Annotated in this window: 14 protein-coding genes; 8 read left to right on the forward strand and 6 right to left on the reverse strand. The window is 65.5% G+C overall.

Features of this window, described 5'->3' with window-relative positions; translation table 11 throughout:
- Positions 1-4: 4 nt before the first annotated feature.
- The gene (locus BW970_RS01845; RefSeq protein ID WP_076528138.1) at positions 5-1,666 is read right to left on the reverse strand and encodes an alpha/beta hydrolase; all 1,662 of its coding nucleotides are present in this window, start codon (positions 1,664-1,666) and stop codon (positions 5-7) included.
- 158 nt (positions 1,667-1,824) lie between these two features.
- On the opposite strand from BW970_RS01845, the gene BW970_RS01850 reads away from it, so the two are divergent.
- The 3 genes from BW970_RS01850 to metG all read left to right on the forward strand — a co-directional run bounded on the left by BW970_RS01850 (position 1,825) and on the right by metG (position 4,901).
- On the forward strand, positions 1,825-2,166 hold the full coding sequence (locus tag BW970_RS01850) for a carboxymuconolactone decarboxylase family protein (protein ID WP_076528140.1): 342 nt from the start codon (positions 1,825-1,827) through the stop codon (positions 2,164-2,166).
- A gap of 109 nt (positions 2,167-2,275) precedes the next feature.
- Positions 2,276-3,097, forward strand: coding sequence for a glycoside hydrolase family 25 protein (locus tag BW970_RS01855; protein WP_076528143.1), 822 nt, complete (start codon positions 2,276-2,278; stop codon positions 3,095-3,097).
- Between the two features lie 91 nt (positions 3,098-3,188).
- Positions 3,189-4,901, forward strand: a complete 1,713-nt coding sequence (gene metG, locus BW970_RS01860) for a methionine--tRNA ligase (RefSeq protein WP_076528145.1) — start codon at positions 3,189-3,191, stop codon at positions 4,899-4,901.
- Positions 4,902-4,991: 90 nt separating this feature from the next.
- On the opposite strand, the gene BW970_RS01865 is transcribed toward metG, so the two are convergent.
- The 4 genes from BW970_RS01865 to BW970_RS01880 form a co-directional block, all read right to left on the reverse strand.
- Complete coding sequence (locus BW970_RS01865) at positions 4,992-5,435, reverse strand: DoxX family protein (protein WP_076528147.1); 444 nt, start codon at positions 5,433-5,435, stop codon at positions 4,992-4,994.
- Positions 5,432-6,148, reverse strand: a complete 717-nt coding sequence (locus tag BW970_RS01870) for an HvfC/BufC N-terminal domain-containing protein (protein WP_076528149.1) — start codon at positions 6,146-6,148, stop codon at positions 5,432-5,434. The genes BW970_RS01865 and BW970_RS01870 overlap by 4 nt, the downstream gene beginning before the upstream one ends.
- On the reverse strand, positions 6,135-6,974 hold the full coding sequence (gene bufB, locus BW970_RS01875; protein ID WP_076528151.1) for an MNIO family bufferin maturase: 840 nt from the start codon (positions 6,972-6,974) through the stop codon (positions 6,135-6,137). Before bufB ends, BW970_RS01870 begins: the two co-directional genes overlap by 14 nt.
- Positions 6,975-7,036: 62 nt before the next feature.
- Positions 7,037-7,309 carry a BufA1 family periplasmic bufferin-type metallophore gene (locus tag BW970_RS01880; RefSeq protein ID WP_076528153.1) on the reverse strand — a complete coding sequence of 91 codons (273 nt, stop codon included), beginning with the start codon at positions 7,307-7,309 and terminating at the stop codon, positions 7,037-7,039.
- Positions 7,310-7,477: 168 nt separating this feature from the next.
- Here BW970_RS01880 and BW970_RS01885 point away from each other — a divergent pair, with 168 nt between their 5' ends.
- The 5 genes from BW970_RS01885 (at position 7,478) to ilvN (ending at position 13,183) form a co-directional block, all read left to right on the forward strand.
- On the forward strand, positions 7,478-8,023 hold the full coding sequence (locus BW970_RS01885; RefSeq protein ID WP_076528155.1) for a sigma-70 family RNA polymerase sigma factor: 546 nt from the start codon (positions 7,478-7,480) through the stop codon (positions 8,021-8,023).
- Entirely contained in the window at positions 8,020-8,655 is a 636-nt protein-coding gene (locus BW970_RS01890; RefSeq protein ID WP_076528157.1) for an NrsF family protein, read from the forward strand. The genes BW970_RS01885 and BW970_RS01890 overlap by 4 nt, the downstream gene beginning before the upstream one ends.
- Positions 8,656-8,877: 222 nt before the next feature.
- Positions 8,878-10,464 carry a calcium-binding protein gene (locus tag BW970_RS01895; RefSeq protein ID WP_076528159.1) on the forward strand — a complete coding sequence of 529 codons (1,587 nt, stop codon included), beginning with the start codon at positions 8,878-8,880 and terminating at the stop codon, positions 10,462-10,464.
- Positions 10,465-10,808: 344 nt separating this feature from the next.
- Complete coding sequence (locus BW970_RS01900) at positions 10,809-12,557, forward strand: acetolactate synthase 3 large subunit (RefSeq protein ID WP_076528161.1); 1,749 nt, start codon at positions 10,809-10,811, stop codon at positions 12,555-12,557.
- 65 nt (positions 12,558-12,622) lie between these two features.
- Complete coding sequence (gene ilvN / locus BW970_RS01905) at positions 12,623-13,183, forward strand: acetolactate synthase small subunit (RefSeq protein WP_076528164.1); 561 nt, start codon at positions 12,623-12,625, stop codon at positions 13,181-13,183.
- A 51-nt stretch (positions 13,184-13,234) separates the two neighbouring features.
- Here the strand turns inward: ilvN and BW970_RS01910 are convergent, their stop codons facing one another.
- A complete protein-coding gene (locus BW970_RS01910) occupies positions 13,235-13,735 on the reverse strand; it encodes a hypothetical protein (RefSeq protein ID WP_076528166.1) in 501 nt (166 codons plus the stop codon).
- Positions 13,736-13,902: the final 167 nt, after the last annotated feature.

The following is a 13,902-nucleotide window of genomic DNA, read 5'->3' on the forward strand; positions in this document are numbered from 1 at the left end:
CGCCCTAGCCCCCCCGGTTCGGATCGCTGAGGCCCAACCCGTCGAGCCGGGCGCGAATGCGGTCCAGCGCGGCGTGCCCCGGCACCGGCCCCAGTACGGCCGCCCAGGTCGTCAGGTAATGCTCGGGAGCGTAGACATGCCCATGCCCTGCGGGCGTACGATTTGCCAACAGCATATCGACCCCCGTTTGCAGCAGCGTGACCACCGGATACCAGCGCACATGTGGCGAGACATCCGGACCGCGTGGGGCCAGCCATTCGGGCGGGCGATACAGGTCGCGCGGATCGAAAAAGGTGATCGCATCGCTGGCATATTGCAGGAAGGCCAGCCGCATCGGCCCCCAGGGCGCAGAGCCGTTTTCGGCAAAGCCTGTCTGGTTGGCAAAGCGCAGGGTCTTGCCCGAGCTGAGCCTTGGCAGCCAGACGGGGCTGTCTGCAAGGCGGCTGCGGGTGGCCTCTTGCCAGATGGTGCTGGCAAAGGGCGGGCCGCTCCAGACCGCGCCATGGATCGGATCGTCGAGCATCTCGATCAGCGCGGCAGAGCGGGCCGAGTTCAACGCGCCAAGGCTGAGCCCGTGCAGATACAACCGTGGGCGGTTGTCGCGGGGCAGCGCGCTCCAATGGCCATGCACCGCGCGAAACAGCGCCTGGGCGGTTTCTGCGCCATAGTCGGGTTCGACCAGCAACGAGAGCGGGCTGGACAGGTAGGAATACTGCACCGCCACGCTGGCGATGTCGCCACCCGCCAGATATTCGGCGGGGGCGATGCCGGCGGGATCCACCCAGCCGGTGCCGGTCGGGGTGACGATCACCAGAACCGAACGCTCAAAGCCGCCGGCGCGGATCAGATCGCGCAGGGCGAGGGCCGCGCGGTCCTCGGGGGTTTCCGCCGCGGGCAGGCCGACATAGATGCGGATCGGGGACAGGGCGGGCTGCTCCAGCGTCGCCGCGATCTCGTCGCGGGTCGGGCCAGAGGCGACGAAGGCCCGCCCTTCGCGCCCCAGATCATCCCAGGCGACCAGCGAGGCGGGGCTTCCGGCTCGGGTCGGGTCGGCGGGCGGTGGCTGGTCGGGCTGGATCAGCGCGTCGATCTGGCGGTACGAGGCATCGAGCGCGCGCAGCACGGTGCGAAACATCAGCGTGTTGGCCAGGGTCCAGACGACGAACAGCGCCAGCACCGCACCCAGCACCGCTGCGGTTCGCGGCGGCAGCACGCGCCCGGCCAGCCGGACCCCGATCCTGATCGCGGCAACGATGGCACGGCCGATCCCGTATCCGACCGCAGCGACGGGCAGGGCGATGGCACAGATCAGCCAGGGCCGCGCGGTCTCGACCGGGGGTAATCCCATGACGGCGTGGATCGAGTTCTGCCAGGGCGTCACCTGCGCGAGGTTCCACACCGACAGCACCGCCGCAGGCACCACAAGCGCAAGGCCGATGCGGCGCGCGGCGCGGTCCGGGGGGGCGGGCAACTGTGCCGCCAGCCATAGCCAGCGCGCCAACTGCCACAGTCCCAGGCCAATCGCGAGGCACGCCCCGGCCAACCCGCCCTGCACCACCGCATCGCGCGGAATCAGGCTGGGCGTCAGCGACGCGGCAAAGGCCGCCAGTCCAAGCGCAAGGCCCGGCAGGATCGAAGCTGGTGGAACGATGTCGCGTGCGGTCATTCTGTGGCCTTGTTGCCCGCACTCTAGCCGCCGTGTCGGCCGAAACTCAATGGCACAGAGCACCCGGATGAAACATATGAAATCAGGAATGTATTGACGTGGATCAAGGACGCCGGCGGCGGGCCGGGCGATCAGCGGGGCAGAACAAGGAGACCATCATGGACTGGACCGCCAAGATCGCCAAGCAACGCGATGACCTGCGCCTGTTGCACAAGGCCATTCCCGAAACTTCCAAGGGCTTTGCACTGCTGTCAAAGGGGGTCAAGGAACATGGCGTGCTGGAGTTCAAGCACAAGGAATACATCGCGCTTGGCATTGCGATTGCCCAATGCTGCGAACCCTGTATCGGCTTTCACGTCGAGGCGCTGATGAAGGCGGGCGCCAGCCGGGAGGAGATGGCCGATGTCGTGGCCATGGCGGTGCAGATGGGCGGCGGTCCGGCGCTGATGTATGGCGCACGGGCGATCGCCTGCTGGGACGAGCTGTCCGCCGAAGGCTGATGCGCAGGGCCGGGGCGGCCTGACGGTTTCGTGAACGCCCTCGCCACCGACAGGGGCGTGACAGGTCGCGGCAGGCAGGGCAGAACGGGCCTGCCTGATCGGAGCCGCCATGCCGTCTGCCCCTGCCGTTCGCCGCGCCCCCCATGGTCCCGCCGTGCTTCTGCTGCTGTTGCTGCTGTTGCTGGCGCTGCTGGCGGCGTGCGGGCGACCGGCCCCGCAGAACCGGCCCATGGCCCCGGTGACGCTGAGCGCGCCGCGATTCGACGACGCCAAGCCGGTGGATTGGCCGGGCCGCACCCCGCGCGCCTATGCGGTGCATGGGATCGACATCTCGCGCTGGAACACCGGCATAGACTGGCCGGTGGCCCAGGCCTCGGGTGTGTCCTTTGCCTATATCAAGGCCACAGAGGGCGGCGATCATACGGATCCGGAATTCCGCCGCCACTGGGCGGATGCCCGGCGCGCAGGCGTGCCGCGCGGGGCCTATCACTTCTGGTATCACTGCCGGGGCGGGGCCGAACAGGCCGCCTGGTTCATCCGCAATGTCCCGCGCGAGGCCGGGGCGCTGCCGCCGGTGCTGGATCTGGAATGGCCACGCTCGCGCAACTGCCCGCACCGGCCCGATGGCGCCCATGTGCGGCGCGAAGCCCGCATTTTCCTTGACAGGCTGGAGGCGCATTACGGCCAGCGCCCGATCATCTACACGACCCCGGATTTCTACCGCGATACCGGCATCGGCGCTGTGCGCGCGGAATTCTGGCTGCGCGCCGTGGCCGACCATCCGTCCTCGGTCTATCCGGGGCAGGGCTGGACGTTCTGGCAATACACCGGGACCGGCCGTATCAACGGCATTCCGGGCAATGTGGATATCAACGCCTTTCGCGGCAGTCCGGGCGCCTGGGCGCAATGGCTTTCGTCGCGGCGTCAGTGACATGCCGCAAGGCGGCGCGCAGAATCCCGTTTCCCCCTGCGGCGCGATGGGCTACACCCGCGCGGCGAACCGCAAGGGATGAAAGACGCGCATGGCACGCCACCTGATCACCTCCGCCATTCCCTATATCAACGGGATCAAGCATCTGGGCAATCTGGTGGGCAGCCAGTTGCCAGCCGATCTGTATGCCCGCTATCTGCGTGGCCGGGGCCACGAGGTGCTGTTCCTGTGCGCCACGGATGAACATGGTACCCCTGCCGAACTGGCCGCAGCCAAGGCGGGCAAGCCGGTCGATGTCTATTGCGCCGAGATGCACGAGGTTCAGGCCCGGATCGCCGAAGGATTCCGCCTGTCGTTCGACCATTTCGGCCGGTCCTCCAGCCCGCAGAACCGCGCCCTGACCCAGGGCTTTGCCCGGCGTCTGGCCGAACAGGGGCTGATCCGCGAAGTGACGGAACAGCAGATGTATTCGGTGGCCGATGGCCGGTTCCTGCCGGACCGCTATATCGAGGGCACCTGTCCGAACTGCGGCTTTGAAAGCGCGCGCGGCGATCAATGCGACAACTGCACCAAGCAGCTTGACCCGACCGATCTGATCAACCCGCGCTCGGTGATCTCGGGCTCGACCGAGCTGGAACTGCGCGAGACCAAGCACCTTTATCTGCGCCAATCCGCCATGAAGGGCCAGTTGGAAGCCTGGATCGACAGCAAGACCGACTGGCCGATCCTGTCCACGTCGATTGCCAGGAAATGGCTCAACGATGGCGACGGCCTGCAAGATCGCGGCATCACCCGCGACCTGCACTGGGGGGTGCCCGCGCAATTCGACGGCGCCCCGTGGCAGGGGATGGACGGCAAGGTCTTTTATGTCTGGTTCGATGCCCCGATCGAATACATCGCCTGTGCGCAGGAATGGGTCGATGCGGGCAAGGGCGACGACTGGGAACGCTGGTGGCGCACCGACAAGGGCGCCGGGGATGTGACCTATACCCAGTTCATGGGCAAGGACAACGTGCCGTTCCATACCCTGTCCTTTCCGGTGACGATCCTGGGGTCGGGCGAGCCGTGGAAGCTGGTCGATTACATCAAATCGTTCAACTATCTGAATTATGATGGTGGCCAGTTCAGCACCTCGCGCGGGCGCGGGGTGTTCATGGACCAGGCGCTCAGCCTGTTGCCGGCGGATTACTGGCGCTGGTGGCTGCTCAGCCATGCGCCGGAAAGCGCCGACAGCGAGTTCACCTGGGAGAATTTCCAGGTCTCGGTCAACAAGGATCTGGCCGATGTGCTGGGCAACCTGATCAGCCGCGTGACCAAGTTCTGCCGCGCGAAATTCGGCGAGACGGTGCCGGCCGGCGGGCAGATGGGCGAGCGTGAGGCAGCACTTGTCGCAGAGCTTGAAACCCGTGTCCGGGCCTACGAGGCCGCGATGGATGCGATGGAGGTTCGCAAGTCGGCCATCGAGTTGCGGGCGATCTGGGTGGCGGGCAACGAATATCTGCAATCCGCCGCCCCCTGGACGGTGGTCAAGACCGACCCCGAACAGGCGGCGGCGCAGATCCGCCTGGCGCTGAACCTGATCCGGCTTTATGCCGTGCTGTCGCGCCCCTTCATCCCCGATGCCGCCGCCAGCACCATGGCGGCCATGGGCTGTGACGATTGGACCTGGCCCGAGGGGGTCGCCGCCGCGCTGGACAGCCTGCCGGTCGGCCATGCGTTCCAGACCCCGGATGTGCTGTTCCGCAAGATCACCGACGAAGAGCGGGCGGAGTGGCAGGCCCGGTTTGCCGGTCGGCGCGACTGATCCCTGCCGGGGCCGGGGGACGCCCCCCGGACCCCCGACGGCAAGGCTGTGCCTGGACTACCGTCCCCCGCCGATGGTCTGCCGTCGCGGTCAGCCCCGCTGCGGCCGGTCCCAGCCAAGGACCGCATCCAGCGATACCCGGCCCGGCCCCTGTGCGATCAGCACCAGAAAGCAGGCGGCCCAAAGCCCATGGGTCGGCCAGGCGCCGGGATAGACGAAGATCTGGATCACCGCAGTCATTCCCAGCAGCGCCAGCGCAGACAGCCGCGTTGCAAGCCCCAGCAACAGCAGGACGGGAAACAGATGTTCCGCCACGGTTGCCAGCCATGCTGCCAGATGCGGCGGGATCAGGGGCAGGGCATATTCATGTTCGAACAGGAATATCGTCGATGATTTCATCGTCAGCCCGTCCAGTTTGGTCCGGCCGCTGGCCCAGAATACTGCGGCGGGAAAGACCCGTGCAGCCAGCGCGACCAGATCATGCGGCACATGGCGGCCAAGCCTGTTCACGCGCGAGAGGACAGAGCGGATCATTCCGGGATTCCTTTGCAGACAAGGGTATTGCGCAGCAACAGCGCAAGCACCGGCACCGGATCGCACCCGGCTGCGGCTTTGGTCAGGGGGAGGCCGCGCAAGAGCGCCTCGATCAGGGCGGCGTCCTGCGGTGTCAGGGCAAGGACCGGCACCTGGAAATCGGCGCTGCGCCAGATCAGGGCGATCTCGGGGCCCGTCGCACGACAGAGGCCCGTGCCGCCCGGCTGGTTCGCCTGCCATATGCTGATCGCGGGATGTGACAGGCGCAGCAGACGCAGCGAGGGATGCAGCGCAAGCGGGCGGTCGGCGGTCAGGTGTTCGGGCGCAAGCGACGTCGCATCCGCGGCATGATAGGCCAGCCCGCGCGCCCATTCGATCCGGGCCACATCCGGCAGATAGGGCAGCCCCGCGACGGGCGCGAAACCGGCCAGAAACCCCGGAAAGGCGCCGCCCCATTCTTGCAGCACCGGGCTGCGCGGCGGATGGGCGGCGCAAAAGGGGGCTGCCATCGCGGCGAAGAACTCGGCCCCCACAAGCCGCTGCACGACCGGATAGCGGCGGGCCAGGGCCTGCGCCAGGCTGTGCGCCACGTTGTTGCGATAGACCGCGACACGCTGCGCAACCTCGTCCGGCGGGGATGCCAGCAGGCCGGGCGGCACATCCGCACCGGAAATCACACCGCGGAACCGCGCGACAGGGTCATGCGGCTGCATGGCGGGCCTCGTGCGAAAGCACCCGTTCGGCACGCTGCGCCTCGGCCATAAGGACGGGCCAGTCGGGCACATCGGTGTCCCATTCCACCAGACTGGGCAGCGGGCCGGTTCTGTGCAGCACATGCGCGAACAGCGCCCAGACCGGATCCGCCACCTCTGCCCCGTGCGAGTCGATCAGCAGTGGCCCCGAGGGCAGGTCTTCGGCCTCGTGGCCCCCCAGATGGATCTCGGCCACCAGATGCAGGGGAAAGGCGTCCAGATAGGCCAGCGGGTCGGTGCGGTGGTTGGTGCAGGACACAAAGACATTGTTCACATCCAGCAACAGCCCACAGCCGCTGCGCGCGGCGATCTGCGCCAGGAACTCGGTCTCGGGGATATCGCTGTCGGCAAAGACCACATAGGTCGCCGGGTTTTCCAGCAGCAGGCGCCGGCCCAGGGCGGTCTGCACCTGATCGACATGCGCCACGACCCGGTCCAGCGTGGCTGCGGTATAGGGCAGCGGCAGCAGATCGTTCAGGAATTCGTTGCCATGGCTGGACCAGGCCAGATGTTCGGAAAAGCTCTCGGGCTGGTGGCGGTCGCACAATGCCTTGATCCGGGCAAGATGGGCAGCGTCGATCCGGTCGCCGCCGATCGACAGGCCGACCCCGTGGACCGACAAGGCATGGTCGCGGTGCAGCGTCTCCAGCATGACATGCGGCGCACCGCCCGCGCCCAGGTAATTCTCGGCATGGACTTCGAAGAACCCCACCGTCGGGGGGCTGGCGACAATCTGGGCGAAATGCTGGGGCTTGAAGCCCAGCCCGGCGCGGGCAGGCAGTGTCATGGGGCATTCCTTGTGCTGCAAGGCAACCGGGCGGATCGGGATCCGCCCGGCAGACGGGCAAGTTACATCGTGATCGGCTCCAGCGACCCCTTGTGACCGGCCGGGGTTTCGATGGTGGTGCAGGTGCCAGCCGGGACCAGCTTCCACGCGTTGCCCTGATAGTCCTTGGTCGAGCTGCCCGCGCAGGTGGTGCCGGGGCCTGCGGCACAGTCATTCTGCCCGGCCAGCGCAACGCCATAGCATTTTTCCATGCTGCCGGTTGCGGTCTGGGCCTGGGCTGAAACGGCCGACAGGCTGATGGCGGCGGCGATGGCGGCGGCAAGATTGGCGTTCATGTGTCGATCTCCGTTGCAAGGGGACGCCCGTTGCGTCCTGCGGTGCCATTCGAGCCAACGGGCGGCGGCGTTACCGGCACACGAACACGTGATATCTGGCATGACGCGGCGTGCCGTGTAACGTTGGGCCGCTGCACAGCGTATCGGGCATAGGACAGCAGGGACGGCATGGGGCGAAGCGACGAAGACTGGTCCGCGTGGATGCGCGCGGGGATCGCCGGCGATCAGCGGGCCTATGCGCTGCTGCTGACGCAGATGGCGCCGGTGCTGCGTGGCATCGTGCGGGCAAGGGCGAGCGGGATGGATCCGGCCTGGTGCGAAGATGTGGTGCAGGACACGTTGCTGGCCGTGCATCTCAAGCGGGGAACCTGGGACAGCGCGCAACCGCTGCGACCCTGGGTCTACGCCATCGCCCGGCACAAGATCGTCGATGCGTTCCGGCGCCGGGGGCGCGCGGTGCATCTGCCGGTCGAGGATTTCGCCGAGGCGCTGGCCGCCGAGGACGGCCCCGATCCGTTCGAGGCGGCGGATGCAGGGCGCCTGATCGACCGCTTGCCCGGCCGGGATGCGGCCCTGCTGCGCTGTCTGGCGCTGGAGGCCAGGGGGTATGAGGACTGCGGGGCGCGGCTGGGCATGACACCGGGTGGTCTGCGGGTTGCATTGCACCGGGCGTTGCAGCGCCTTGCCCGGTTGCGGCTGGAGGACAGGGTATGAGAACCGACGAGTTGATCGGACTTCTGGCGCAGGACGACAGTCGGCCGCGGCGCGTTCCGTGGCGTGTGACCTTGGCCATGGCAACAGGACTGGCGGGGGCCGGGCTGGCGGGTCTGCTGCTGCTGGGGATCCGGCCGGATCTGGCCCAGGCGGTGACGGTCCCGACGACGCTGATGAAATGGGTTCTGCCGCTGCTCGTCGGGGGGCTGGGGGTCTCTGGCGCGCTGGCGCTGGCGCGACCGGATCAGGACGGGCGCGGCGCGCAAACTGCGCTGTGGATCGTGCTTGGTGCCGTTCTGCTGTGGTTCGGGCTGGCGGTGCTGTCCACGCCTGCGGGGCAGGTCACGCGGGCCGTGATGGGCAGCACGGCGCGGGCCTGCCTGCTGGCGGTCACGGCCATCGGCTTGCCCCCGCTGGTGGCGGCCTTGTTCATGTTGCGGGATGGCGCGTCGGTGGCGCCGCACCGCAACGGCGCGTTTGCCGGGCTGGCTGCGGGCGGATTCGCGGCCATGATCTATGCGCTGCATTGCAACGAGGATGCGCCGCAGTTCTTTCTGCTCTGGTATTCGCTGGGGATTGCCATTCTTGCTGCGTGCGGGGCCTGGCTGGGGGGGCGCATCCTGCGTTGGTAGGCCCCCGGTGTGCCACGGGTGCGGAATCCGGCGATCTGGAACCGGGCCTGTGTGGCCTCTGGGACAATGGCCATTTGTTGCCATGATTGATTAACCAGGACCAGCAAAACACCCGCACAACGCCTGATTGCGACCACATTCTGCCGCCAGAACGCTTGCCATGGAACGAGTGATAACCCTCTCGCTGCGCCGGGAGGAACCCATGGCAGGAAAGGACTTCATATGACGACGCATAACTTTGGTGGCTTCCGCGTCACGAACGATGGTTCGGGTGTGCCGCTGTCGGTGCATGGCGCGACGATGGGCTGGATGACCTCGGAATTCTTCCGCTTCAAATACGCGATTGATACGCCGGCCGCTGGCCAGTTCTCGCCCATCACGGTCGATCTGGCGCCGCCCTCCAAATTGCTGACGGTGAACCTGACCTCGCAAGGGTCCACCTCGCGGATGTTCCTGGACGATGTGGGCGCGATTGCCCGCTACACCTGGGTGCAGGACGGTGAAACCAAGGTGACGACCGTTCTGTCGGTGCAGACCGACGTGAACCAGTTTGCCTATTTTGCCCTGGCCGGGGATGCCCTGCCGACCATCACCTCGACCTCGCACTACAATGCCTTTGTGGCCAGCGTGACCTCGATCACCTCCGAGATCGGCAAGGGGCAGGCAACCTTTGGTCCCGGCTCGCTGCACAACATGGAGAAGGCGCTGGCCTACACCAGCACCAGCGATGACGACTATATCGCCGGTGTCGATGGCGTGGACGACTGGTCGGAGCGGCCGCTGGAAGCCGGAGTTGGTGCCGATACGGTGATCGGCACGTCGGGCACCGACTGGGTGCGTGGCGGCAACGGCAATGACTCGCTGGTCGGCGCGGATGGCGATGATCGCCTGTATGGCGAGAATGGCCATGACATGCTCTATGGCGGTGCTGGCTCTGACAGCCTGTTCGGCGGCAACGGCAACGATCTCATCGACGGTGGCGACAACGCTGACAGCCTGGTTGGCGGCAGCGGCGATGACACGATCTATGGCGGCAACGGCGCCGATCGCGTGCGCGGCGACACCGGAAACGATCTGCTGTTCGGCGAAAACGGCAACGACAACATGAACGGCGGCGGCGGCAGCGATACCATGTACGGTGGTTCGGGTGACGACACTGTGCGCGGCGATGGCGGCACCGACCTGCTGTTCGGCGAGGATGGTAACGATGTCATGGGCGGCGGCGCTGGCGCCGATACGATCTATGGCGGCGCAGGCGATGATACGATGGATGGCGGCACCCATGCCGACCTGATGTACGGCGGCGACGGCAACGATGTGATGAACGGAGGCTCGGGCGCCGATGTTCTGTTCGGTGAAGCCGACGATGACGTCCTGCGCGGTTCGTCGGGCAACGATGTGCTGTACGGCGGCATCGGAAACGATACGCTGGACGGTGGCACCGGCCATGACCTGCTGTATGCCGACGCAGGCAACAATGCCATGAACGGCGGCGCCGGGAATGACACGCTGGTCTCGGGTCTGGGTGACGATACCATGACCGGCGGCAAGGGCGAAGATGTCTTCGTGATCTCCTCGGTTCTGGGTGACTCGCATATCACCGACTTCCTGGGCCGCGATGGCGACCGCCTGTATATCTCCAGCGATCTGGCGGCGGATGTCGAAACCGCGATGGGCCTTGCCACCGAAGAGGGTCGCGTCGTGACCTTCGACTTCGGCGCGGCGGGGACGCTGACGCTTGAAAAGACCTCGATCGCGCTGATCGAGAACTTTGTCGAGATCTGGACGGTGCCCGAGGACTTCCTCTGACATCGGAACGACCGACCTATGGTCATGCGGGCGGGGCCATCGGCCCCGCCCGTTCTGTTTTGCAGCGAAATTTTAGAAAGATTTCCATGTTGCGCCGTTCTGGGAAATAAAAGATCGAAATTTGAACCCCTGGCGACACTTTTTTCATGGCGTTTGGTGTTGACGCTGCTTTCGCCCGGCCCTAATGTCCCGACAGCCGCAATGAAAGGGGCAGGGGATGACACATCTTGTCGTAATTCGGGGATCTTGGCGCATGGGCCGGTAACGGACGCCAGACCTGAAGCCCATGCGCCCCCGAACCTTCGGGGGCTTTTTGTTGCGCGGTTCGGACAAGCGAGGATGATATGTCGCGGATGATGACGGGTGCGAGAATGGTGGTGCAGGCCCTCAAGGATCAGGGGGTCGAAGTCGTATTCGGCTATCCTGGCGGGGCGGTCCTACCGATTTACGACGAAATCTTCCAGCAGAACGACATCCGGCACGTACTTGTCCGCCATGAACAGGGCGCGGTGCACATGGCCGAAGGCTATGCCCGGTCCACCGGCAAGCCGGGTGTGGTGCTGGTGACGTCGGGGCCGGGTGCGACCAATGCGGTGACCGGCATCGTGGATGCGCTGATGGACAGCATCCCGCTGGTGGTGCTGTCGGGGCAGGTGCCGACCTTCATGATCGGCACCGACGGGTTCCAGGAGGCGGATACTGTCGGCATCACGCGTCCGGTCACCAAGATGAACTGGCTGGTCAAGGACACATCAAAGCTGGCAGAGACCATCCATCAGGCGTTTCACGTCGCGATCTCGGGCCGCCCCGGTCCGGTCCTGGTGGATATCCCCAAGGATGTGCAATTCGCCGAAGCCGCCTATTCGGAACCGCAAAAGGCCCGGACCGCGCATTACCAGCCCAGGGTGAAAGGCGATATCGACGCCATCACCCGCATGGTGGAACTGCTGGAAACCGCAGAACGCCCGGTGTTCTATACCGGCGGCGGTGTGGTCAACTCTGGCCCCGGCGCCAGCCAGTTGCTGCGCGAATGGGCCGATGCGGCAGGGGTTCCCGTTACCTCGACGCTGATGGGGTTGGGCGCCTATCCGGCCAGCGGCAAGAACTGGCTGGGAATGCTGGGGATGCATGGTCTTTACGAGGCCAATCTGGCAATGCATGGCTGTGATCTGATGATCAACGTCGGCGCGCGGTTCGATGACCGCATCACCGGGCGCGTGGCCGATTTCAGCCCCGGCTCGACCAAGGTGCATATCGACATCGACGCCTCCAGCATCAACAAGGTGATCCGCGTGGATGTGCCCATCGTGGGCGATGTGGGTCATGTGCTGGAAGATGCGCTGCGCATCTGGAAATCGCGTGGCCGCAAGGTGAACCGCGAGGCGCTGGCCCGGTGGTGGGCGCAGATCACCGAGTGGAAAAAGGTCGATTGCCTGTCCTTTGCCCCCTCTGGCAAGACGATCAAGCCGCAATATGCCCTGCAACGCCTGCAAGAGCTGACCAAGGACCACCCGAAACGCTACATCACCACCGAAGTGGGCCAGCATCAGATGTGGGCCGCGCAGTTCCTGCATTTCGACCAGCCGAACCGCTGGATGACCAGCGGCGGCCTGGGCACCATGGGCTATGGCCTGCCGGCCAGCATCGGGGTGCAGGTCGCGCATCCCGAGGCGTTGGTGATCAACGTGGCTGGCGAGGCCAGCTGGCTGATGAACATGCAGGAAATGGGCACCGCGATGCAGTTCCGCGCCCCGGTCAAGCAGTTCATCCTGAACAACGAACGTCTGGGCATGGTGCGCCAGTGGCAGGAACTGCTGCATGGCGAGCGGTATTCGTCGTCGTGGTCGGAATCCTTGCCCGATTTCGTCAAGCTGGCCGAGGCATTTGGCTGCAAGGGCATCAAATGCAGCGATCCCGCCGATCTGGACGACGCGATCCGCGAGATGCTGGCCTATGACGGCCCGGTGATCTTTGATTGCCTGGTGGAAAAGCACGAGAACTGCTTCCCCATGATCCCGTCGGGCAAGCCGCATAACGAGATGTTGCTGTCGGCCGATGCCAGCGCCTTCAAGTCGGGCGCCGTGCTGGTGTGACCCGTGGGCCGGGGGGCGTCCCCCGGCACCCGCAGCGTATTTTTGCAAGATGAAAGGGAGAGGCCATGTCGCCGCTCAACATCAAACAGGGTTCGACCAGCCATTCCGCCTATGACCTGCGCGATCCCAATGCCGAAGTGATCGAAAGCCATACGCTGGCCGTGATCGTCGACAACGAATCCGGTGTGCTGGCACGGGTGATCGGGCTGTTTTCCGGCCGGGGCTACAACATCGACAGCCTGACCGTGGCCGAGGTGGATCATACCGGGCATCGCAGCCGCATCACGATCGTCACCCGTGGAACGCCCCAGGTGATCGAGCAGATCAAGGCCCAGCTGGAGCGGATGGTCCCGGTGCATGGCGTGCATGACCTGACGGTGGACGGCCCTTCGGTGGAACGCGAACTGGCGCTGCTGAAGGTTGCGGGCAAGGGCGATCACCGGATCGAGGCGCTGCGCCTGGCCGAGATTTTCCGCGCCAATGTGGTGGACAGCACGCTGGAGAGCTTTGTCTTTGAAATGACCGGCGCCCCGGAAAAGATCGACGCCTTTGCAGAGCTGATGCGCCCCCTTGGCCTGCGCGAGATTGCGCGCACCGGCGTTGCGGCGCTGGCCCGCGGGATGTAATCGACCACGGCGGCGGTTCGGTCCCGCCGCCGTGCCCCTGCATTCGATGTGTCACCAGTCCGGAATGGTGCCGCCGCGGGATTCGATCGTCAGCTTTTGCCGCATCAGCTCGGGTGTCGCTGTCACCCGCGTCAGGGTGCAGCCCGCCTTGTCGGGAAAGCGGATCTTTCCATCCCGGAGCACCACGATGGGAAGATAGTCGGGGTTTGGCAGCAACTGCTGTCGGCCAAGCCTGATCCTGGTATTCTGGACAATGTCATGGACATAGCGGTCCATCGTGGTGGAATCGAGCAGGACGAAGCCGCAAATGCCGATGCGGCCCTGGTGGCTGACAGGCTTGACGACAATACCAATCTTGCCGCTGCCGTGCAGCGTAATCAGCATGGCGGACCAACCGTCGTCCTTTTTGATCGGGATGGAGAAATCCTGGGCCTTTGCGGAAATAGGCCAGGCCAGACAAGTGGCGAGCAAGGCCGCCGCGATACGGGATAACAGCATGAAAGTCCTGTTTTCATCAAGGGGCGACACCGCCCCAACACCAAGCAGAATCATTTATATTCATAGCCTTGCATGTCGCTGCCGATCCGGCAAGCAAGGATATAGCCGTCTGTGGCTTTCGGCGGCTGGGGGATGAAGCTAGGAAGGTGGCACAGTCGCGGCCGATCTGAGGGAATCGTCATGCCACCCATCGTCGTTTTCGGACCCCCGTCGCGCGGCCA

The sequence above is a fragment of the Gemmobacter megaterium genome (assembly GCF_900156815.1).
Lineage (GTDB): Bacteria > Pseudomonadota > Alphaproteobacteria > Rhodobacterales > Rhodobacteraceae > Wagnerdoeblera > Wagnerdoeblera megaterium.